The following is a 21,027-nucleotide window of genomic DNA, read 5'->3' as shown; positions in this document are numbered from 1 at the left end:
AACACTTTATTGAGCTCCTAGGGGGTATAGAAATTAATTAATCTCTGATACTTTAATCATATTCGTTCTTCCTTTTTCACTAATAGGAATAGAGGCCGTGTTTACTACTAAATCTCCTGCGGCAACCAATCCTTCCGTTTTTAATCGTGAATTTACATCAGCGATAGAAGAGTCGGTACTCTCTTCCCCATTGTAGTAAAAACCCCTTACTCCCCAAAGTAAACTTAATGTATTTAAGAGAGATTGATTACCTGTAAAGATGTGAATATCCGAATCAGGGCGGTGGCTTGAAATTTCGAAGGCAGTATACCCAGAGGAGGTCATTGCTACGATTGCTTTTGCTCTCACTTGCTGTGTAAGATATACTGAAGAGGCACAAATCGAATCTGGTATCGAAGTAGATAGATTACGATTCGATTTTCTAGAAGCGAAGTAAGGGTAAGCTGTACCTTCAACATTCTTTATAATCTTAGTCATTGTTTCAATAACAATCTCAGGAAATTCACCTACAGAAGTTTCTCCGCTCAACATCACTGCATCAGCTCCGTCTAACACAGAGTTAGCAACGTCATTTACCTCAGCCCGAGTAGGTCTTGGAGTAGTAATCATACTTTCAAGCATTTGCGTAGCAATAATTACGGGCTTAGACGCATCGCGACATTTTTGTACAATCATTTTTTGCAATAAGGGAACTTGCTCCATAGGGATCTCTACACCTAGATCTCCACGTGCAACCATCACACCATCTGTAGCATCGATAATACTATCTATATTTTCAATAGCTTCCGGCTTTTCTATTTTTGCAATAATACGAGCTGTTTTCCCTTTTTCAGCGATGATTTTTTTGCATTGAATAATATCTTCTGCCGTTCGAACAAAAGACATCCCGATCCACTCAACATCGTAATTTAATACGAAATTAAGGTTATCAAGGTCTTCCTCGGTTAAACTAGGAATTGAGACCTTTGTATTGGGGAGGTTAACTCCTTTGCGAGAGGTAAGAACACCGCCATGTACCACTTCACAATTTACAGTATCCTCATTATTTGTATTTAAAACGCGAAGCTGGATTTTTCCATCATCCAAAAGGATAATTTCACCTTCAGTAACATCTTTTGGAAATTCCTGATAAGTTATATAAATTTCTTCTTCATTACCGATCATTTCTTTGGTCGTGATACGAAGTGTTTTACCATTTAATAATATGGCGCCCCCCTCCTTCATTTTTCCAATTCTAATTTTTGGGCCCTGAAGATCGGCAAGAATGCCTACGTTTAAATGATTCTCGGCATTAATTTCTTTAATAGTATTAATCACTTTGAGGTGGTCATCTTGACTACCATGAGAAAAATTAAGGCGGCAAACATCCACGCCTTTTTCAATTAAGCTGCTTAAAATTTCTTTTGGAGCTGAAGCAGGGCCTAAAGTGGCTACAATTTTAGTTCTCTTATGAACTTTTTTCATTTGAATAAGTTTGTTTTAAAAGCTTTGAATAAGGTTATACTGACATTGATAACGCATATCCATTTAAATAAATGTTAATATTCTGATGCCTTTTATAGTAAATGTTCCGCATAAAGGAAGATACGTTCAGTTTAATTTGCACATCTATAGTGTAAAAAATACACACGCAAAGGTAATAAAATCATTATCAAGCTAAAATACTAAATTTTCCTTGGATTTCAATTTATGTGGGTCAATTTCTGAAGCAACCACTACATCCGCAAGATTGTTTATTTGAGTTATTTGCCAGAGAAGGAGCTCTTCATCAATGGCATTTTTAACCAATAGAAAGAAATCGGTCACCTTCATTTCTGGAATCAACACACCTCCTTCAACACCTTTATTGTTTAAAAGGAAATAAAAGGTGTCATTATTTACGTCTTCATAGGTGTACCGTCCAAAATAAGTAGGCTGCTGGCTCTCAAACCAAATTTCATGTTCCTCAATTTTATATAGGTCAAGCCCTGTAACTTTATTAATATAATAGCATAACCTATAGTCCTTTAAGGGAGAGGTAATTGCTATTAAATTAAAATCAATATCTAATTCGTATTTTAGTGTTAGTTTGTTCAATTTTTTTAGTACTTTACTGCAAACTTAGATAAATTGATTTTTTAATGCAATTTATCTAAGTTTAGTCGTTAAAAATAATAATTTGCGAGGGAGTAAGGACGTTAAATTCGGAAACTAAGTAAACGAATATAAATATTAGGCGGAGTATCCTTCTACGTATATCGTTTTTAAAGGTCTCCTAAACGTCTATACAGTTGCATATTAAATAAAATTATCTGTTCGTTAGGATGAACAAAAAAGGAAGTAATTTTGGGTAAAACTTAAAAAGGTTTGAATTTTGCTGAATTTTATTTTTCTTTGCACTGATTTATTAAACATTAAACCATAAAAATCATGTCTGATATCGCTTCAAGAGTTAAAGCAATTATCGTTGAGAAATTAGGTGTTGACGAAAGTGAAGTTACACCAGAGGCTTCATTCACTAATGATTTAGGTGCTGACTCATTAGACACCGTAGAATTGATCATGGAATTTGAAAAAGAATTCAACGTAGCTATCCCTGACGACCAAGCTGAAACCATCAGCACTGTTGGACAAGCTGTCGCTTACTTAGAAAAAAACGTTAACTAACTAAAAATTAGGCCAATCGAATAAATGGAGCTTAAAAGAGTAGTTGTAACAGGATTAGGTGCGCTTACTCCTATTGGTAATACTGTTTCTGAATATTGGAACGGTTTAATCAACGGGGTAAGCGGAGCTGCTCCTATTACGCATTTTGACGCAGAAAAATTCAAAACAAGATTTGCGTGTGAAGTGAAGAATTTTGATCCAACACAATTTATGGATCGTAAAGATGTGCGCAAATTAGACCCATTTGTTCATTACGCGCTTGCCTCTACTGAAGAAGCTGTTAGAGATGCTGGATTAGACTTTGAAAAATTAGATACTAATCGCATTGGTGTAATATGGGGATCAGGTATTGGTGGGTTAAAAACATTTTTAGATGAAGTAAGCAACTTTGCTAAAGGGGATGGTACTCCGCGTTATAACCCTTTCTTTATTCCTAAAATGATACTGGATATTTGTCCTGGGCACATATCCATGCGGTACGGCCTTCACGGCCTTAACTTTTCAACAGTATCTGCATGTGCCTCTTCTACTCATGCCTTAATTGATTCTCTCAATTATATAAGAACGGGTTATGCTGATATAATTATTAGCGGAGGATCTGAAGCTATTATAAATGAGGCAGGTATTGGTGGTTTCAATGCAATGCATGCATTGTCGACGCGTAACGACGATCCAGCAACGGCATCAAGACCTTTTGATAACGATCGCGATGGATTTGTTGCGGGTGAAGGATCGGGAACGATCATTTTAGAAAGTTTAGAACATGCAAAAGCAAGGGGGGCGAAAATATATGCAGAATTGATAGGTGGGGGAATGAGTGCCGATGCTCACCATATAACAGCTTCCCATCCTGAAGGCTTAGGCGCGCGTCTTGCGATGACAAATGCCATCAAGGATGCTAAAATTTCTAATGAGAATATTGATTATATCAATGTGCATGGAACTTCTACTCCCGTTGGGGATATTAGTGAATCTAAAGCAATTTTAGACCATTTTGGTGAGCATGCATATGACTTAAATATAAGTTCTACGAAGTCTATGACTGGACACCTATTAGGTGCCGCAGGAGCAGTGGAATCTATTGCCTCCATTTTAGCAATCCGAAATGGTATTGTACCTCCAACCATAAATCACTTTACTGACGACCCAAACTTAGACAGCAAGCTTAATTTTACGTTTAATAAACCGCAAAATAAAACGGTTAATTATGCTCTAAGTAATACATTTGGTTTTGGAGGACATAATGCTTCTGTGATATTTACGAAGTACGAAGAGTAGCCACTATGAAGATTTAAGTGCTAATATGACTTTAATTCCTTCGTTAATGGTATGCGCTTCTGCATTTTTTTCCAAAGAATATAATGTCTTTTTTTAGCATTTATAAACTTTACATATCGTCTAAGCGTAGATACGTAAGGGCCCTGAAGAATTTGCTAGGGTTCATACCGGGTAATTTATATCTTTATCAAATGGCCTTCAGGCATAAATCTGTGGCTGTTGCGGTAAAGAAGGGGGCTAAGAATAGTAATGAACGGCTAGAGTTTCTAGGAGATGCTATTCTGGGTGCTGTCGTAGCAGAGCTTCTTTTTAAGATGTACCCCTATAAGGATGAAGGATTTTTGACTGAAATGCGATCGAAAATTGTAAGTCGTGTTAATCTTAATCAATTGGCAAGAAAGTTGGGCTTTGATGAACTCATTCAATATGATTCTAAAATGGTTAACTATCCGGGCAAATCAAGCTCCTTACTAGGAGATGCATTTGAGGCATTAATAGGGGCTGTATATCTTGATAAAGGTTATCTTTTCACTCGGAATTTTCTTCTAAATAGAATCATAAAACCGCATGTTGACATACATTTGCTGGAGCAGACAGAGACAAACTTTAAGAGTAGGTTAATTGAATGGTGCCAGTCAACAGGTAGTGAAGTTCTTTTTGAAGTAACGAACAATGCAGAAGGCGAAAGTGCTAAACTTTTTACAGTAGATGCTATCATTGCCGGTGAAGTAAAAGGAACTGGAAGAGATTACAATAAGAAGAACGCAGAAAAACTAGCAGCAGAGAAGGCTTGTGAAGCGTTGGGAATAATCTGATGCTTTTAAAAACGCTAATATTTAAATTAATACCCATACTTATCTTTCCATAATTTTCTTAAGTGTTCTCTAAGTTTCTGTTCACTCGAATTATTTCCTGGATCGTATAATATTTGACCACTTAGTTCCTTGGGCATAAACTCCTGTTCGACAAAATTGCCTTCGTACATGTGTGCATACTTGTAATCTTTGCCATAATCCATGTTCTTCATAAGCTTTGTTGGAGCATTTCTCAAGTGAAGGGGTATCGACAAGTCTCCGGTTTGCCTTACTAATGTCTGAGCCTTATTAATTGCTTCATAAGCAGCATTACTTTTTACGGAAGAAGCCATGTAGGTAACAGCCTGAGACAGAATAATTCTTGATTCCGGCCAACCTATTAGATTTACTGCTTGAAAACAGTTAGTTGCTAATAATAAAGCGTTCGGATTGGCATTACCAATATCTTCAGACGCCAAGATTACAAGACGTCTGGCAATAAATAAGGGGTCTTCCCCCCCTTCTATCATTCGCGCCAACCAATAAACAGCGGCGTTAGGATCACTCCCTCTTATGGATTTTATAAATGCGGAAATAATATCGTAATGTTGTTCGCCAGCTTTATCATAAAGTGCCATATTTTGCTGAACCTGCGCGAGTACAAATTCGTTATTTATATGGGTTCTCCCCCCCTCCAGTGCATTTGCGATGAGCTCAAGTACATTTAATAGTTTTCTAGCATCGCCGCCCGAAAGTCTAAAGAGCGCTTCATACTCATCAATAACAAGTGACTTAGACTTCAGAAGGTCGTCATCGGTTAAAGCTTTGTTTATTAGTTTAACTAAATCTGTTTCTTCGAGGGGTTTTAGGGTATACACCTGGCACCTTGATAGCAATGCAGAAATAACTTCAAAGGATGGATTTTCTGTTGTAGCTCCGATTAAGGTAATAATACCTCTTTCTACTGCATTAAGAAGAGAATCCTGCTGCGATTTTGAAAAACGGTGAATCTCATCAATGAAAAGAATGGGTTGCTCCTGATAGGCCATTTTACTGACGTTAGCTTTCTCAATTACTTCTCTTACGTCTTTCACTCCAGAATTAATTGCACTTAAATTATAAAAAGGTCTACGAAGACGTTTGGAGATAATATACGCCAAGGTTGTCTTTCCCACTCCTGGAGGTCCCCATAAAATCATAGAAGGTATATTATTACTTTCAATTGATTTTCGCAATACCGCATTTGGACCCAATAAGTGATATTGGCCTACATAATCATCGATCGTTTCTGGGCGCATGCGCTCAGCTAAAGGAGCTTTCGTTGCCATGATTTTTAGCAAACCTACCATAAATTATTCCTAATATCAATAGTAGACATCACTAGATATCAAATGATGAAGCAGTTTTAAAAAGGTAAGTTTTTTTAAAATTCGTATATTAGCTGAAATAATTTGGAAGTGTAAATGCAAAAAATGCTCAAAGACACCCTGAACGGTTATCTGATGATAGGCTTGATGACTGCGCTTGCAATACCTCAATTTGGAAAAAGCAGGACTAGGCCTCAAGTAATAGTCGATACTGTTTCGGCAAAGAAGGAATTTGTAGGAATAGGGCCTCAGTTTTATGATTTACCTCCTGAAAAAACAAAAGAACAGCTTTTAGAAGAAGAGTATGACAAAAAGCATGCAAATGCCGAAATCATTATAAAGATTTTAGAAGAAAGGCATTTATTGAATGCATTGCAGCAAATAGGTCCTTCGCAACCGACCATGACCGCTAATAACGAGCTTTATACGCAAAATTTGGAACAATCTCTGTTGAGCTCTTTGCAATCCTATATACAAATAGGAAATCTTGAGATGGTTTCGAACCTTCAGAATAGATTAGGGGTATTCTATGTACAGAAAAAACAATACGACCAAGCTATTAGCTTTTTCCAGAGGGCCTTTTCTTTAAAAGAAGAATTAAATGATGTTGTCTCACAAGTATTAGTCAGTAACAATATTGCGGTGGTGTACAACTTTATCGGTAATGATGAAGAGGCTACAAGCTATTATAATCTAATGAACAGAAAAGCGATTAAGTCAAAAGACTTAAATGGTCAAGCTAGTTCGTTGGAGCAATTAGCTATATTAAAAGCAAAGAAAAAACTATATCTTGAGGCGCAGTTAGATATTATTAAAAAAGTATTACCTCTCTATAAACGCGCTAAAAATGCTAGTGGAAGAGTTGGTGCCTATAATAATTTAGCTGCAATATATTTGACTGAAAAAAAATATACGCAGTCAAGGTGGTTTCATTTACAAGCAGTAAAAATAGCTTCCATAAGTGGAAATAGTAATAAAGACATGTCTTTCAGTCTTTACAGTTTGGCTAGGGTAAAAAAGATATTAAAAGAGTACAAATTAGCTATACACGATTATACCGTTGCTGCAACCTATGCGTTAGAGGGTGGAGATGATATTCTACGAATGCATATTTATGACGATTTGGGTGATATATACATTCAAACAAAAGATTATGCAAATGCTTCTGCCTCTTTGGCAGCGTATGACATGATAAAAAATAAAATTATTTCCTCTACTGATTATAGAAAATCGGAAGCAGTTGTTGTTAGTGGTAATACTTCACCTATTCTTGCCTTAGAGTAAATTATTTGAATCAATTTATTTGCGTTAGAGAATATTACGAAATAATTAACGTTCGTATAAATGTAAAATTTTGTTAAATTATTGAATAATTGTCGGTTTAACGGAGGGCTATAAAATATTTGGTTCTTTTTTTGATAAATTTAAAACCTTAAGGGCTTAGCTGCCCAAACGAGTATTACTAATAATGGATATTAAATCATTCCAAGAGATGTTAAAGAAATTGTTCCTGGCGTTGTTTGTTGTAGCGACTGTTGCGTGCAGTGCTAATCCGCGTGTTAATTTGGATGAAGGTGCAGGTGTGCTGAGGCCCAATGCCAAACAAGAAGTTATTGCTAAAGATTTGGTGAACTTACTTGAAAAAGCCCATTATAAAAAAATCCCATTTAATGATTCTTTGTCTACCGTGGTCTTTGATCTTTACTTGAAAGGGTTGGATCAGGGAAAAAACTATTTTCTTCAAACAGATATTGACGGTTTTGAGCCTTATCGTAAGGTTTTATTGAGCGATCTAAAAAATGGTGATCTAAGTTCGATGTTTCAAATCTATAATGTTTATAGGAAACGTTTTGCAGAGCGAATGAAGTATGCTGTTTCTCAAATAGATGCTAAGTATGACTTTACTAAAGAAGAATCTTTTACATATAACAGAGAAGATTTAGATTGGTTTAAAACGGAGGCAGAGGCGAATGAGAATTGGAAGAAAAGGATTAAATATGATCTTCTGAATTTAAAACTAAGCAGTACTGGCAAAGAAGGAGAAGAGGCGAAAAATAGAAAAACGTTAAAAGACCGATATCAAAACCTCATTTCTCAAGAGAATACATCAAATAATTACGATGCATTCCAACTGATGATGAATGCTTTTACGGCTTCAATAGATCCTCATACTAATTATTTTACACCAGAGGACGCGCAAAGGTTTAATGAAAGTATGTCGCGATCTTTCGAAGGTATAGGAGCACAGTTGATGATGGATAACGAGGTGGTAAAAGTTATGAAGATCGTTCCTGGAGGACCCGCGTTTAGAGATAAGACGTTAAAGCAAGATGACCGGATTATTGCTGTCGCTCAAGGAGATGGCGAGTTTGTGGATGTTATTGGCTGGCGCTTAGGTAATGTGGTTTCAAAAATAAAGGGGCCTAAAGGAACCACCGTTCGGTTAAAAATCATTTCAGCTGGACAAGAGTTAACCGCCACGCCTAAAATTGTTTCTTTAGTTCGCGACAAAATTGTGGATGAAGAGCAATCCGCAAAGAAAGAGATAAAAGAGATAAAGGGAGATGATGGTAAAAGCTATAAGATAGGCATAATAAAGGTACCTGGATTTTACATTAACTTTAAGGAAATGCAAGCAGGTAATCCTGATTATAAGAGCACTACACGTGATGTAAAACGAATATTAGACACGCTTAAACAACAAAAAGTTGATGGTGTATTGATGGATTTAAGAGGTAATGGTGGGGGATCTTTGATAGAGGCAGTTGATTTAACTGGATTGTTTATAAAATCTGGTCCAGTTGTGCAGGTTCGCGATCCTAATAACCGAATTGAAGTGAATAACGATGAAGATCCTTCAATTAGTTGGGATGGCCCTCTTGGAGTAATGATTGATCGATCTAGTGCTTCGGCATCCGAAATTTTTGCTGCAGCGATACAAGATTATGGCCGAGGAATTATTCTTGGTACGCAATCTTATGGAAAAGGAACCGTACAGAGCGCAGTTGCGATGGATCAGTTCATTAGCCGAGCCGATAGATTATTACTTGCAGCAAGAACAAAAACTGAATCAGGTGGAGCTCCAGGTGCTGATGAAGGGATGCCTCAGGGAGCCCCTCAATTTGGACAGATTAATTTTACTACATTTAAATTTTATAGGGTAAATGGAAGCAGTACGCAACATAAAGGTGTAACCCCGGATGTGGAATTTCCTACCGTTTTCCCTGCGGATAAGTTTGGTGAAAGCTCTGAAAAAGCGGCGTTGCCTTGGGATCAAATAAAATCGTCTTCTTTCACTCCGTTTGCTAATCTTTCTACCTTGAAAACACAGTTGGAGGAAAAACATACAAAACGAATGGATGCATCTCCAGAATATAAATACTTATTGGATGATATTGCTTTATTTAAGAAAAAAGAGAGCGAAACATCTATTACGCTGCAGGAGGCAAAGTTGAAAAAGGAGAGAGATGATCAAGAGGTTAAAAATAGGGAACGTATTAATGCAAGACGTAAATTACAGGGATTACCCGAAATTAAAAAGGGAGACCATGTTCCTCGTACCGAAAATGATTTTATGCTCGATGAAAGCCTAAATGTCATGGGCGATTTTATTGAAGGTGTTAAAGCCTCTGCGTAATGTATTTTTAATAATTTGTTTAGAATTGCCACTAGATTAGAAGCTAAAAGCGAATCTGTAGTGGCAATTCTGATAAAAGATCCTATTATTACTAAAGAGAGTAATGAATGACGAAAGTAGAAGAGATTATATTAAATAATATAAAGTATAGACGAAGTATTTTTCCTGTTAGCTATATCGAGAAGCAGATTCCAAACGAAATTATATTGGCATTGCTCGAATGTGCAAATTATGCCCCTAATCATAAGCTTACACAACCTTGGAGATTTACGGTATTTAAAGGCAAGGGACTGGAAAAGTTGGGCAATAAAATGGCCGATTTATATAAAGAAAAGACGAGCCCAGAAAGCTTTTTGCAAAAAAAATATGAAGTTACTAAAGACAAAATACGTCGATCAGCGGCCGTCATCGCTATTCACATTAAATACAGTGACAGTATACCTAGATGGGAGGAGATCGCGGCGGTTGGCGGCGCAGTTCAAAACCTTTGGCTAGCTGCTAAAGCTAAAGGTATTGGTGGGTATTGGAGTACACCGAATACTATCAGTGAGATGGGGCCCTTTTTAAACCTTGGAGAATGAGAGGAGTGCCTTGGCTTGTTTTACCTTGGATATCACAACGAGAATGAAAGAGAAGGTGTAAGGAATCCAGTTGAAGAAAAAGTTGAATGGGTTGAAAGTTAATTGTTATTACTTCTACTTTTGTTGCCCTGCGTTATTTGGTTTATAAAGCTCGCCCAAGCAAGCGGACTAAATAATGGATTAGAGTTACGTTGGTTTACAGCCTTGTTAGAAAGGCTGATATGGCGGTTAATAGCGTCTATGTTTTGTATTTCAGCGGCATTTCGTGGAACTTCTTTTGCCATGGCCATTAATGACTCGGAGGTAAGGTTTCTTTGAGCAATCAAATAGTCATCCGCGGCAATTTTCAAATTCATAAAGGCATAATTAAATTCGTCAATACTTGCCCAAGGATATACCGTTACCACCGGCAAGTCTACAATCTGCGGTTTCATGGATAAATCTACAGTAACTTTGTTATTGGGTGACTTTGGTATAATGAGTTTTTCGGTACGATAGCCAACGGCACTTAGTTGAATTGTATCGCCTTCATGCGCAACGAAGGAAAAAAAACCTTGGTGATTGGCATTGAATAACTCTTTTTGAAAAGAAAGATTCGTTAAGGTTACATAAGGAACAACAATACTGGTATCGGTATTATGTATAATCCCACTGAATTGTACAAGCTTTTTCTCAGGAGATTGTTGTCCATGAACTACGACGAACATTCCTAAAATAAAATAGATACAACTTAATAGCCTCTTACTTCTCATCCGATTATTTTATAACTATGAGCACATTCTAGTTCTTAGAAAGTACAACAGTGCCATAAAGCTACCAAAAACTCTATAGAGCTTCTAGTTAAATTTTGTTAAATGGATAAAGCGATTAGTTAACCCTTTGAGGCATAGTGGCATTAGGATCATCTGCATCTGTGATGTTTATAGCTTCTACTGCGGTTATTTCAGGAACTGCTTTTTGAATAGCTTGCTCTAAACCGGCTTTAAAAGTCATAATACTCATTGAACATGATGCGCATGAACCTAATAGTCTTAGTCGGACAACGTTCTCAGGGGTAATTTCCTCAATTGTAACATTGCCTCCATCTGCCTCTAAATACGGTCTGAGGGTTTCTAGCGCTTCTTCTACTCTCTCCTGTAAACTCATAACCTTAATGGTTTTAAATAGATGTAAAGATACTAAAATTATTTGTTGTATGAAACAGCTGTCTTTGTCTTAATTAGCATGCTGCAACGATAATTGTTGGGCAACCCGCTCTGCAATTATCAAAAATTCTTTTGAAATTGGCTCATCTTCATCTGTAACAATCGGATATCCATTATCGCCGGCATCACTTATACTTTTTATAAGAGGAAGCTCTCCTAAAAAGGGAGCATTAAATTTTTCCGCCAAATGTTTTCCGCCATCTTTTCCGAAAATATAATATTTATTTTCTGGAAGTTCCGCTGGTGTAAAATAAGCCATGTTTTCAACGATACCTAACAACGGTATGTCTATCGTATCCATCATAAACATGGCGATTCCTTTTTGAGCATCGGCCAAAGCAACATTCTGTGGAGTTGTTACGATAACGGCGCCTGCTACCGGATAATTTTGGGCAATAGTAATATGGACATCGCCTGTTCCCGGAGGAAGATCAACAACGAGGTAATCCAAGTCTCCCCAATCAGCATCATTAAAAAGCTGTTTAATAGCTGCACTTACCATCGGGCCTCTCCATGGAATGGCTTGGTTCGGATCAGTAAAGAAGCCAATTGAAAGTAATTTAATGCCAAACTTTTCTATTGGTTCTATTTTTGTCTTGCCATCACTCGTTTTCGATGCTTTTGGACGAGCTCCTTCCAAACCAAACATCATTGGCAAGGACGGACCGTAAATATCCGCATCCAATAAACCTGTTTTAGCGCCTTTTAATTGAAGAGCTAATGCTAAATTGGCAGCAACTGTTGATTTTCCGACACCTCCTTTGCCGGAGGCTACTAATATGATGTTCTTTATATTGTCTAACTGCTTGTCTGGTTTTGACATTACTCTTGACGTCATGTTAATAGACACCCCAATCTCCTTATCAACAAAATGAGCAATTGCATTTCGGCAAGCGTGTTCAATGTGATCTTTCATTGGACATGCAGGGGTTGTGAGCTCTACGGTAAAGCTTATTCTATTAGGGGTAATTTCAACATCCTTAATCATGTTCAAGGTAACAAGATCTTTTTTGAAATCTGGGTCCTCAACAAAGCTTAAAGCGTGTAGTACCTGTTCTTTAGTAATCATTTAAAATTCAATAATTTCTACAAAAGTAACAATTAACCAATACATTGTTGGGAATCCAAACGGTTTTACTTGTATATATAATGCATTTCTACATAATTTAAACAAATAAGAGGGGACGAACAGGATGGTAAAAATAATGTTTACTTTTGATTTCGTTTTCGGTTTTAATCATGATGATAAAAGAGTATATCAAAAAAATTAATCCTAAGTATCTAAAATTAGCACTTCTAGTATTAGGAGGTGTTTTTGTCATGATATTTATAGCATTTATTGTGATTTACAATAAAAGAGAAGAACTCTTGGCTAAAGCGATACAAAGTGCCAAGCATAAGGCACTGCTAGAGTATGATATTAATTTAGCCATTAAAAAGGCTTATTTTTCTGGATTAAATGAAGTTACATTAGAAGAGGTTCGTGCGCAACCGAAAGATAGAGCTGAACTGCTGAAGATCCAATACTTAGAAGTCGCTGTAAAATTATGGCCATTGATTGGGGGTGATGTAAAAGTTGCAGCCATTAATTTACATGACGGTAAACTCTCTTTTGTAAAAAAGGATACTTTGAGTAATTATGATTTTCTTTTTCGTCGTAAGGAAGAGGATACTACAAAAACTTCTGCTAAGATGAATCTTGCAGAACTTGCTAATAAATTGATAAATAGTGTTTTATATAAAATCCCTCAGAATATGAGGTTGAAAGATTTTTTAACAACATATAAAGACGATAGCACTAGTCAACAAGTAAATATACCGGAGGCCATTATAACGAATGGAGATTTATCTTCCACTATTGAGATTAACGGAAAAGAAGCGGTATGGCATGCTTTAGGTGAGCTGAAACCGGATAAAAAGCAACTGTATCTTAAACTATTTGCTGATGGAAAGGCCGTTGAACTGCCGATATTAAGGAAAAAATATGGGCTTACACTGAGGTTTGATACATTGGAGACAGATTTGAAAAAAGTAACCATGAATGGTGGCGAGCTTCAGATGTCAGGAGGATGGGCAGCTAAAAACCTTATTATACATCATTGGCGTATTGCCGAAAATAATATTGTGATTCCCGAGGGCAGTATTGCGGCAGATGTTTTGATTGGTGAAAATTATATTGGATTAGATAAAAGTTCTGAAGTAAGTATCAAAAAATTAAAGGCTCATCCTTATGGTAAAATAACTTTCAAGCCATACAAAACGATTTCTTTAGGAGTACATATGCCCGAAATAGCCGCACAGGATTTATTTGATTCTTTTCCTCAAGGCATGTTTGATAATTTAGAAGGTATTAGGGTTTCAGGCAAATTAAAATATAATCTCGACTTATATGTTGATATAGATCATCCGGATAGTGTTCGGTTATCCGCAGCAATGCAAAAGGATGGCCTTAGAATCAACTCTTGGGGAAAAACTAACTTAGCAAAGATCAGTACTCCCTTTACGTATACTCCCTACGAAGATGGCAAGGCCATGCGTAGTTTTATTGTGGGACCTAGTAACCCTAATTTCACACCCATAAATGAGATCTCACAAAATTTAAAAAATGCGATCCTTACGGCGGAAGATCCCTCTTTCTTTAGCCACAAAGGATTTGTTGAAGAGGCATTTAGGGCTTCTATTACTGCAAACCTGAAAGCCAAAGCCTTTAAGCGGGGCGGTAGTACTATTTCTATGCAGCTGGTAAAAAATGCATATTTGGGAAGAGAGAAAACACTTGCTCGAAAAATTGAAGAGATTTTAATGGTATGGTTAATAGAAAACAACAATGTTGTAAATAAATCAAGGATGTTTGAGGTTTATTTAAATATCATCGAATGGGGAAGAAATGTCTATGGTATCGGTGAAGCGTCGAGATTTTATTTCGGAAAACATCCTTCTCAATTAAATTTAGGAGAGAGTATTTATTTAGCCAGTATTGTTCCCAAACCAAAAAGCGGGTTGTATCCCTTTCAGTATGACGGTCATCTGAAGTCCTATCTTAGTGGTTATTTCCGCTTAATTGGAGGATTAATGGCCAGGAGAGGAATGGTAGCAGATGATAGCAGTAATTATGGATTCTATAATGTTACCTTGAGAGAGGATCTTCGTCCGGCAAGACCAGATACTGCGCAGGTTGATACGGTTAAAGTTTATGATTTTGAAAAAGAGATGGAAGAAACGAAAGGTTTTTTAGAGCGTTTGTTTGGTGGAGGAAAAAAGGATAAAGAGCAAGAAAACTAAATCAAAAAGGCAAGCATGAAAATACAGATAGATCACAAGGATTTTGAGCTAATGATTGAACATGAACAGGTAAAAAAGCGACTGCGGCTGATAGGTATTCAGTTAAATGTTGCTTATGAAAGGCGGGTACCTGTTTTTGTGGGGATCTTAAATGGCTGTTTTATGTTTATGGCGGATCTAATGAAGCAAGTACACATTTCTTCAGAAGTTTGTTTTGTTAAAATGACTTCGTATAGTGGCGTAAATAGAAGTGAACAGGTGGATGAATTGATGGGACTCAATATTGATTTAAAAGGACGAGATGTTATTATTGTTGAAGATATCATAGATTCTGGGAATACACTTAAAAAAGTGATCAATAGTGTAAAGAAATCTGAACCATCTTCTTTGGCGGTATGTACTTTATTGTTAAAGCCAGATGCCTTACAACATGATTTTGATGAAATTGCATATGTAGGATTTGAAATTGAAAACCAATTTGTTGTAGGGTATGGTTTGGATTATAACGGTTTAGGAAGAAACTTAAAGGATATTTACAAAGCCATTTGATATCCCTTTAAATGATATTTATATCAACTGGAAAAAATATGCTAAGTTTGTATCGTAATACAATATTTTTCGGATGAAATTTCACAAAGAAGGTTATACAACGCTAGCTCTTTCTATTTTAGTTGTTTTTATTATTAATGCGCTCACGCATTTTTACTTTTCAGATAATGCGTTGTTGACCTGGATCGTATATATAGTATCCTTCGTTCTTCTGGTAACCGTAATACAATTTTTTAGAAGTCCTATTCGGAAAGTTAACCCAGGCGAACGGTTAATTTTATGTCCAGCTGATGGAAAGGTCGTTGTGATAGAAGAAGTAGAAGAGACAGAATATTTTAAGGATAAAAGATTGCAAATATCAATATTCATGTCTCCAGTTAATGTTCACAGTAATCGTAGCCCAATTGCTGGAATAGTAAAATTTTTCAAGTACCACCCCGGCAAATACTTAATGGCTTGGAATCCAAAATCGTCTACACTGAACGAACGTACAACGATAGTGGTTGAAAGTTCTTTTGGCGTTGAAGTGCTATTCCGGCAGATTGCGGGAGCATTGGCCCGTAGAATTGTATGGTATGTAAATGAAGGCAAAGAGGTTAAGCAGGGAGACGAATTTGGCTTTATAAAATTTGGTTCGAGGGTAGATGTTTTCTTACCAATAGGGACTAAAATTAATGTAAAGCTAGGAGATAAGGTTAAAGGAGGAATTACCGTATTGGGGGAGTTTGATGCGGTTTAATTGTCTGTAGATTTCTTGAAACTTATATTAAATAAGTATGTGTTATGCAGTTTAAACTGTTGGTATCCATTAATGCCCTGATTGTAGCGTTATCTTTAAGTTCTGTTAACTTCTATTTCCAACACAGCTGGTATTATTTTCTCATCACCTTTGTAATAGCCTTTATTTGTAGCTTTTTTGTTTTCTACTACCTAATTGAACGATACATTTATCGTAAAATCACCTTGATTTATAAGCTCATCCATAACTTAAAACTAGGAAAGGATTTAAAAGAAGCCCTGGGAGAGCAACTGAGTGATGACCCCATAAACGATGTTCAGGAAGAAGTAAAGTCATGGGCCCGCGAAAAAAAGACTGAAATAGAGGCGCTGAAAAATCAAGAGCAATTTAGGCGCGAATTTCTGTCGAATATTTCCCATGAATTCAAAACACCATTGTTTGCAATTCAGGGCTATATTGAGGCTGTTCAGGAAGATTTAATGGAGGAAGATCCGGATCGTGCAAAAGTGTTTCTTCAGAAGGCGTCTAACAATCTGGATCGCTTAAGTTATCTTATTAAGGATTTAGATGAAATAGCCAAGCTTGAAAGTGGCGAGATAAAAATAAATTATCAACGCTTTGACTTGTCTGTTTTAATTAAAGAAGTAATGGAGTCTCTTGAGTTAAAGGCAGAGAAACACGAAATAGAGCTTATATTTAAACATAAATATAACTATCCCATTTTTGTAAATGCTGACCGAGAGAAGATTAGACAGGTGTTGGTGAATTTGATCAGTAACTCTCTTAAATACGGAAAAGAAAGAGGGCATACCTTCATAAAAATCTATGAATTGCATGATCAGGTACTCGTAGAAGTAACGGATGATGGAATAGGAATAGAAGAAAAATATTTACCGCGTTTATTTGAAAGATTTTTCAGAGCGGATAAAAGCAGATCGAGACAAATTGGTGGATCTGGTTTGGGACTCGCCATTGTGAAACATATCTTGGAAGCGCATCAACAAACCATTTCCGTAAGAAGCACTGAAGGGCTCGGCTCAACATTCGGTTTTACCTTAGCGAAGGACTGATTTTTTCTCTAGTTTCTTAAACGCTGTTACATAAATGTTGTTTATTGTAGAGTTGGCATAAACTTAACATTAACTTAACATTAAGGATATACCTTTGCAACATAATTATATTAACAAGAAAAATGTCGTTAAACAGTATATTTCAATACTTCGTTCCAAAAGACAAAAAGTTTTTTCCTCTTTTTGAACAGGCCAGTACAAATCTTATTGACATTGCCAACGCGCTTAACGAGGCTGTTAATACGGAAGATTTGGAGCAACGAAAATTGCATTATAAAAAGGTTAAAGATCTTGAACATAAAGGTGATGATATTACGCACCAAATTCACCTGGAGCTGGGAAAGAATTTTATAACGCCTTTTGATCGTGAAGATATCCATACGCTTGCCAGTGCGCTGGATGATATTGCTGACTATATTTTTGACTCTGCCAATAGAATGGAACTGTATCATGTAGACGAGATTACAGAGCCTATTAAAGAGCTAGCGAGCTTGATCGTCGAGGCAGTAACCGCGCTCTCAAAGGGCATGTACGAGTTAAGAAATCTTAAAAATGTTAGAAGTATTGCAGATGCTTGTGTACGGGTGAATAGTGTTGAGAATAAGGCTGACTATGTTTATAACAAAGCCATTGGAGACCTTTTCTTGTATGAGAAAGATGCTATTGCTCTTATAAAATACAAAGAGGTTCTTGCTACTTTAGAAACAGCTACTGATATGTGTGAAGATGTGGCCAACGTGCTGGAAAGTATTTTGGTTAAAAATGCTTAAAAATCAAGAGCATTTTTTCGATTAAAAGACAGCACATTTGCTAATTAAAACTAAAAAATTATGTTAACCACTATATTGGTTGTTGTAATTGTCCTCGCCATCGCCTTTGATTATATCAATGGTTTTCATGATGCCGCAAATTCCATAGCAACCGTTGTTTCTACAAAAGTTTTATCACCTTTTCAAGCGGTATTGTGGGCTGCCGCCTTTAATTTTGCAGCATATTTTTATTTCACAGACCACAAAGTAGCTAATACGATAGCAAAAACTGTTGTTGAGAATTATATTACACTTGAAGTGATTTTAGCAGGATTAATAGCGGCTATTAGCTGGAATCTCTTCACTTGGTATTATGGTATACCTTCTAGCTCCTCTCATACGTTGATTGGAGGTTTTGCTGGAGCAGGAATGGCGCATGCGCTGTTTTTAGGAGACCCAATATTAGAAGCGATAAATCTTGCACCAACTTTAAAGATTATCTCATTTATTGTATTAGCGCCGGTGATCGGTATGCTCATCTCCATTGTAATTACACTTATTATTCTCCATTTAGCCAAGCACTCTAAACCCGCTGTTGCAGAAAAATGGTTTAAGAGATTACAGTTGGTTTCTTCTGCCGCATTAAGTTTTGCTCATGGAGGTAATGATGCACAGAAAGTGATGGGGATTATTGTGGTTGCTATGGTCGCTGGGGGCTATTTACCAAACGCAAACCATATGCCCGAATGGATTCCATTGACGTGTTACTCTGCAATTGCGCTGGGCACAATGAGTGGTGGGTGGAAAATTGTTAAAACGATGGGAACCAAAATCACAAAAGTAACGGCTTTAGAAGGGGTAGGAGCAGAAACCGCTGGTGCTTTAACTTTAGGCATTACTGAACATTTTGGAATACCAGTCTCCACCACACATACCATTACGGGATCTATTATTGGGGTCGGACTTGTTAAACGAGTTTCTGCTGTACGTTGGGGAGTTACCATTAGTTTACTATGGGCGTGGGTGCTCACAATTCCGGTGTCGGCAGTACTTGCTGGTATTACCTATGGCATTATGCATTATATTTTATAATTACCATAAGCTTGCATTTGTTTTTGCGTAAAAAGCTCTTTTTTATTCAAAAACAAATTCGATTTCTGCACGGTTACTTCCCGTCCAAGTTGGGCCCTTCTCCAATAAGATTTTAGCTTCTTTTACAGACGCCGGTTTACCTTTGGAGGAAGTGATGTTAATTGGCCGACCTTTTTCGCTTACCTCGAAAGAGAGCACCACAACGTCTTTTCCTATAATAGCAGTGCGCGTATTCTTTTTAATATAGGTATTAAATGCCTCCCAGCCTATTACTGGCGAAGCAGATTGATTCGTCAATTTTCTTGCAATAAATAAACCATTTCCAGACGGTATGGGCTCCGATGTATTCAATTCGAGCGCAACTTGTCCTTGATTTTTCTTAGCGTCTCTTGTATTGATCATCCAAAAAAGTACACAAGATAAGATAAAAAGCAAGCAAGCAACGGCTGCAATTCCAAGTCGTTGTGAATTAAAAAGCATACGGCTCCTTTCTTGGGGCTGTTGTGCAATTCTATCCTGTAACCTTTGTTGCAGCAGCGTGAGTTTGGTATGACTAACACCCTTAACGGCATAACCTTCAATAGCATCATTTAAAAAAGGGTCTTCTAAAGCTTGTCGCTCAAGTTGGTTCATTTCTTCTGGAGTCAACTCTCCTCTAAGATACTGTTGTATTCTAATTATATTATAAGTGTTATCCATCTCCATTTTTTTCCATGCAAATTTTTAAATTTCTCTTTCCGTTTTGAATGTAACTTTTTACCTTACTGATATCGTAACCAGTAATTTCACAAATGTCCTTATAACATTTTTGATCCAGATAAAACAACTTAATGCACTTTTTTTGTTCGTTATTCAGATGCTCTAGACATTTTTCCATTGAACTCAATTTTGTCTCGAGCATATCATGCTCAAAGGATTGATGCTCGGTAAGCTCATTTTCCATAAAAGTATTTTCGTCAATGGAAATAGTAATGTTTTTACCGGAAGCTCTTAGTTCCATTAAGCAATAATTTCGGGCGAAAGAATAAAGCCAACTTTTAAAATTGCTTACTTCATGTATGCGTAATTTTTTTATTAACTGTTCAAAGATTTGCATAACGGCATCTTCGCTTTTGCTTTCTTCTTTAAGATACCTAAGACATAAACCATATATTAGGGGCATGTAGGGTTCATAAAGAGTACCTAAGAGATTAAGGTCTCCCGTTGATTTATATTGTATTAATAAATCTGCTTCCGATTGCCTATACGTTCGTTTAAAGACCAATTTTTAAGGTTTTGATATTTCTAATGTAATGAAATTATATATAATATACAATCTGCGAAAATAAATCTCGGCAAAGGTAATCCAATAGCTACCCTGTGTAGCGTTACCTTCGCTTGACTTATCCCAATAGGTCTTCACAAAAGCACCTTGCCTAGGATGGTTATTGAATTTTGAGCTCATAAAGAATAATCGAATTCAGGTTATAAACAATTAGAGTAAAGCCTTGTTATATGAAGACAATCAAATAAACTGATTATGAAACATGCATGGCCATATGGTGTATTGATCGGAATTCTAAGTGGAATCTGGATTTTTGTTATACAAAAATTTGGTGCTTATAATTTAAGTACCATTTCTTCAAATGGTTTTCTGGGGATAACATGGATGGAATATCTATCTGTTTTAATCCCTTTTGTAGGCTTATATTTTGGGATTCGAAGTTACAAAAATACCTTACCCAATGCTGATATTTCTTTCTTTCGAGCTTTTGTACAAGGTTTCATGATTTTGTTGGTTGGAGGAGCTTTGGCCGGACTGGCAACGGCTATACTGTTACAATATGAACGTCAGCCCTATACAGAAGAGTATATTGGGAGATTTGGAGGTGCTCTCTTGGTTGGAATTCTGTTAAATTTTGCGGTAAGTCTATGGTTTATGAACCGTCCAAGGAACCTTTAGGATTTACTTGTATTATGTATGTTTTCATTTGTAAACCCTATTCAAGGGTGGATGAGTGGCAGATGATTTGGCGGTTTATATTCCGTTTTTGTTATT

General features: G+C 36.6%; 21 protein-coding genes. 13 read left to right on the top strand and 8 right to left on the bottom strand.

Features of this window, described 5'->3' with window-relative positions; all coding sequences use genetic code 11:
• Positions 1 to 33: 33 nt before the first annotated feature.
• Together pyk and BMY50_RS14875 are read right to left on the bottom strand one after the other, a co-directional pair.
• Entirely contained in the window at positions 34 to 1,464 is a 1,431-nt protein-coding gene (gene pyk, locus BMY50_RS14880; protein ID WP_093326136.1) for a pyruvate kinase, read from the bottom strand.
• 192 nt (positions 1,465 to 1,656) lie between these two features.
• The gene (locus BMY50_RS14875) at positions 1,657 to 2,076 is read right to left on the bottom strand and encodes an IPExxxVDY family protein (RefSeq protein WP_093326134.1); all 420 of its coding nucleotides are present in this window, start codon (positions 2,074 to 2,076) and stop codon (positions 1,657 to 1,659) included.
• A gap of 333 nt (positions 2,077 to 2,409) precedes the next feature.
• Between BMY50_RS14875 and BMY50_RS14870 the strand changes: the two genes are divergently transcribed.
• From BMY50_RS14870 to rnc, 3 genes are all read left to right on the top strand, one after another.
• Positions 2,410 to 2,646: an acyl carrier protein gene (locus BMY50_RS14870; protein WP_093326132.1), complete on the top strand. Its 237-nt coding sequence runs from the start codon at positions 2,410 to 2,412 to the stop codon at positions 2,644 to 2,646.
• A 24-nt stretch (positions 2,647 to 2,670) separates the two neighbouring features.
• Positions 2,671 to 3,924 carry a beta-ketoacyl-ACP synthase II gene (gene fabF, locus BMY50_RS14865; protein ID WP_093326128.1) on the top strand — a complete coding sequence of 418 codons (1,254 nt, stop codon included), beginning with the start codon at positions 2,671 to 2,673 and terminating at the stop codon, positions 3,922 to 3,924.
• An 83-nt stretch (positions 3,925 to 4,007) separates the two neighbouring features.
• Positions 4,008 to 4,739, top strand: coding sequence for a ribonuclease III (gene rnc, locus BMY50_RS14860; RefSeq protein WP_093326125.1), 732 nt, complete (start codon positions 4,008 to 4,010; stop codon positions 4,737 to 4,739).
• A 26-nt stretch (positions 4,740 to 4,765) separates the two neighbouring features.
• Here the strand turns inward: rnc and BMY50_RS14855 are convergent, their stop codons facing one another.
• On the bottom strand, positions 4,766 to 6,046 hold the full coding sequence (locus BMY50_RS14855; RefSeq protein WP_093326502.1) for a replication-associated recombination protein A: 1,281 nt from the start codon (positions 6,044 to 6,046) through the stop codon (positions 4,766 to 4,768).
• A 144-nt stretch (positions 6,047 to 6,190) separates the two neighbouring features.
• Here BMY50_RS14855 and BMY50_RS14850 point away from each other — a divergent pair, with 144 nt between their 5' ends.
• The 3 genes from BMY50_RS14850 to BMY50_RS14840 all read left to right on the top strand — a co-directional run bounded on the left by BMY50_RS14850 (position 6,191) and on the right by BMY50_RS14840 (position 10,303).
• Positions 6,191 to 7,369, top strand: a complete 1,179-nt coding sequence (locus tag BMY50_RS14850) for a tetratricopeptide repeat protein (protein ID WP_162276603.1) — start codon at positions 6,191 to 6,193, stop codon at positions 7,367 to 7,369.
• Positions 7,370 to 7,577: 208 nt separating this feature from the next.
• Entirely contained in the window at positions 7,578 to 9,722 is a 2,145-nt protein-coding gene (locus BMY50_RS14845) for a carboxy terminal-processing peptidase (RefSeq protein ID WP_093326501.1), read from the top strand.
• Positions 9,723 to 9,829: 107 nt separating this feature from the next.
• On the top strand, positions 9,830 to 10,303 hold the full coding sequence (locus tag BMY50_RS14840) for a nitroreductase family protein (RefSeq protein ID WP_238383781.1): 474 nt from the start codon (positions 9,830 to 9,832) through the stop codon (positions 10,301 to 10,303).
• Positions 10,304 to 10,401: 98 nt separating this feature from the next.
• Here BMY50_RS14840 and BMY50_RS14835 read toward each other — a convergent pair whose 3' ends face one another.
• The 3 genes from BMY50_RS14835 to BMY50_RS14825 form a co-directional block, all read right to left on the bottom strand.
• Positions 10,402 to 11,055, bottom strand: a complete 654-nt coding sequence (locus tag BMY50_RS14835; RefSeq protein ID WP_238383780.1) for a carboxypeptidase-like regulatory domain-containing protein — start codon at positions 11,053 to 11,055, stop codon at positions 10,402 to 10,404.
• Positions 11,056 to 11,170: 115 nt separating this feature from the next.
• Entirely contained in the window at positions 11,171 to 11,449 is a 279-nt protein-coding gene (locus tag BMY50_RS14830; RefSeq protein WP_093326116.1) for a NifU family protein, read from the bottom strand.
• 69 nt (positions 11,450 to 11,518) lie between these two features.
• Entirely contained in the window at positions 11,519 to 12,577 is a 1,059-nt protein-coding gene (locus BMY50_RS14825; RefSeq protein WP_093326114.1) for an Mrp/NBP35 family ATP-binding protein, read from the bottom strand.
• Between the two features lie 170 nt (positions 12,578 to 12,747).
• Here BMY50_RS14825 and BMY50_RS14820 point away from each other — a divergent pair, with 170 nt between their 5' ends.
• The 6 genes from BMY50_RS14820 to BMY50_RS14795 all read left to right on the top strand — a co-directional run bounded on the left by BMY50_RS14820 (position 12,748) and on the right by BMY50_RS14795 (position 18,989).
• Positions 12,748 to 14,790 (top strand): biosynthetic peptidoglycan transglycosylase, encoded by a 2,043-nt coding sequence (locus tag BMY50_RS14820; protein WP_238383779.1) that lies wholly within the window; start codon positions 12,748 to 12,750, stop codon positions 14,788 to 14,790.
• Between the two features lie 15 nt (positions 14,791 to 14,805).
• Positions 14,806 to 15,339, top strand: coding sequence for a hypoxanthine phosphoribosyltransferase (gene hpt, locus BMY50_RS14815; protein ID WP_093326111.1), 534 nt, complete (start codon positions 14,806 to 14,808; stop codon positions 15,337 to 15,339).
• A 73-nt stretch (positions 15,340 to 15,412) separates the two neighbouring features.
• On the top strand, positions 15,413 to 16,078 hold the full coding sequence (locus BMY50_RS14810; protein WP_093326108.1) for a phosphatidylserine decarboxylase family protein: 666 nt from the start codon (positions 15,413 to 15,415) through the stop codon (positions 16,076 to 16,078).
• Between the two features lie 44 nt (positions 16,079 to 16,122).
• Positions 16,123 to 17,148 carry a sensor histidine kinase gene (locus BMY50_RS14805; protein WP_093326104.1) on the top strand — a complete coding sequence of 342 codons (1,026 nt, stop codon included), beginning with the start codon at positions 16,123 to 16,125 and terminating at the stop codon, positions 17,146 to 17,148.
• A gap of 122 nt (positions 17,149 to 17,270) precedes the next feature.
• Positions 17,271 to 17,918: a DUF47 domain-containing protein gene (locus tag BMY50_RS14800; protein ID WP_093326101.1), complete on the top strand. Its 648-nt coding sequence runs from the start codon at positions 17,271 to 17,273 to the stop codon at positions 17,916 to 17,918.
• Between the two features lie 60 nt (positions 17,919 to 17,978).
• Entirely contained in the window at positions 17,979 to 18,989 is a 1,011-nt protein-coding gene (locus BMY50_RS14795; RefSeq protein ID WP_093326098.1) for an inorganic phosphate transporter, read from the top strand.
• Positions 18,990 to 19,031: 42 nt separating this feature from the next.
• Here BMY50_RS14795 and BMY50_RS14790 read toward each other — a convergent pair whose 3' ends face one another.
• Together BMY50_RS14790 and BMY50_RS14785 are read right to left on the bottom strand one after the other, a co-directional pair.
• Positions 19,032 to 19,688: a hypothetical protein gene (locus tag BMY50_RS14790; protein ID WP_093326095.1), complete on the bottom strand. Its 657-nt coding sequence runs from the start codon at positions 19,686 to 19,688 to the stop codon at positions 19,032 to 19,034.
• A complete protein-coding gene (locus BMY50_RS14785) occupies positions 19,681 to 20,253 on the bottom strand; it encodes an RNA polymerase sigma factor (RefSeq protein WP_093326092.1) in 573 nt (190 codons plus the stop codon). Before BMY50_RS14785 ends, BMY50_RS14790 begins: the two co-directional genes overlap by 8 nt.
• Positions 20,254 to 20,508: 255 nt before the next feature.
• Here BMY50_RS14785 and BMY50_RS14780 point away from each other — a divergent pair, with 255 nt between their 5' ends.
• Entirely contained in the window at positions 20,509 to 20,931 is a 423-nt protein-coding gene (locus BMY50_RS14780) for a DUF4199 domain-containing protein (RefSeq protein ID WP_093326089.1), read from the top strand.
• Positions 20,932 to 21,027: the final 96 nt, after the last annotated feature.

The sequence above is a fragment of the Olivibacter domesticus genome (assembly GCF_900109575.1).
Classification (GTDB): Bacteria; Bacteroidota; Bacteroidia; order Sphingobacteriales; family Sphingobacteriaceae; genus Olivibacter; species Olivibacter domesticus.
This window is presented reverse-complemented; position numbering and strand designations above follow the sequence as displayed.

Coding starts and splice junctions, on each gene's coding strand:
- BMY50_RS14790 (WP_093326095.1), bottom strand. CDS start 19,688: ATGGATAACACTTATAATATAATTAGAATACAACAGTATCTTAGAGGA.
- BMY50_RS14840 (WP_238383781.1), top strand. CDS start 9,830: ATGACGAAAGTAGAAGAGATTATATTAAATAATATAAAGTATAGACGA.
- BMY50_RS14835 (WP_238383780.1), bottom strand. CDS start 11,055: ATGAGAAGTAAGAGGCTATTAAGTTGTATCTATTTTATTTTAGGAATG.
- BMY50_RS14855 (WP_093326502.1), bottom strand. CDS start 6,046: ATGGCAACGAAAGCTCCTTTAGCTGAGCGCATGCGCCCAGAAACGATC.
- BMY50_RS14780 (WP_093326089.1), top strand. CDS start 20,509: ATGAAACATGCATGGCCATATGGTGTATTGATCGGAATTCTAAGTGGA.
- BMY50_RS14820 (WP_238383779.1), top strand. CDS start 12,748: ATGATGATAAAAGAGTATATCAAAAAAATTAATCCTAAGTATCTAAAA.
- BMY50_RS14805 (WP_093326104.1), top strand. CDS start 16,123: ATGCAGTTTAAACTGTTGGTATCCATTAATGCCCTGATTGTAGCGTTA.
- BMY50_RS14850 (WP_162276603.1), top strand. CDS start 6,191: ATGCTCAAAGACACCCTGAACGGTTATCTGATGATAGGCTTGATGACT.
- BMY50_RS14800 (WP_093326101.1), top strand. CDS start 17,271: ATGTCGTTAAACAGTATATTTCAATACTTCGTTCCAAAAGACAAAAAG.
- BMY50_RS14810 (WP_093326108.1), top strand. CDS start 15,413: ATGAAATTTCACAAAGAAGGTTATACAACGCTAGCTCTTTCTATTTTA.
- BMY50_RS14825 (WP_093326114.1), bottom strand. CDS start 12,577: ATGATTACTAAAGAACAGGTACTACACGCTTTAAGCTTTGTTGAGGAC.
- BMY50_RS14795 (WP_093326098.1), top strand. CDS start 17,979: ATGTTAACCACTATATTGGTTGTTGTAATTGTCCTCGCCATCGCCTTT.
- BMY50_RS14845 (WP_093326501.1), top strand. CDS start 7,578: ATGTTAAAGAAATTGTTCCTGGCGTTGTTTGTTGTAGCGACTGTTGCG.
- rnc (WP_093326125.1), top strand. CDS start 4,008: ATGTCTTTTTTTAGCATTTATAAACTTTACATATCGTCTAAGCGTAGA.
- hpt (WP_093326111.1), top strand. CDS start 14,806: ATGAAAATACAGATAGATCACAAGGATTTTGAGCTAATGATTGAACAT.
- fabF (WP_093326128.1), top strand. CDS start 2,671: ATGGAGCTTAAAAGAGTAGTTGTAACAGGATTAGGTGCGCTTACTCCT.
- pyk (WP_093326136.1), bottom strand. CDS start 1,464: ATGAAAAAAGTTCATAAGAGAACTAAAATTGTAGCCACTTTAGGCCCT.
- BMY50_RS14870 (WP_093326132.1), top strand. CDS start 2,410: ATGTCTGATATCGCTTCAAGAGTTAAAGCAATTATCGTTGAGAAATTA.
- BMY50_RS14830 (WP_093326116.1), bottom strand. CDS start 11,449: ATGAGTTTACAGGAGAGAGTAGAAGAAGCGCTAGAAACCCTCAGACCG.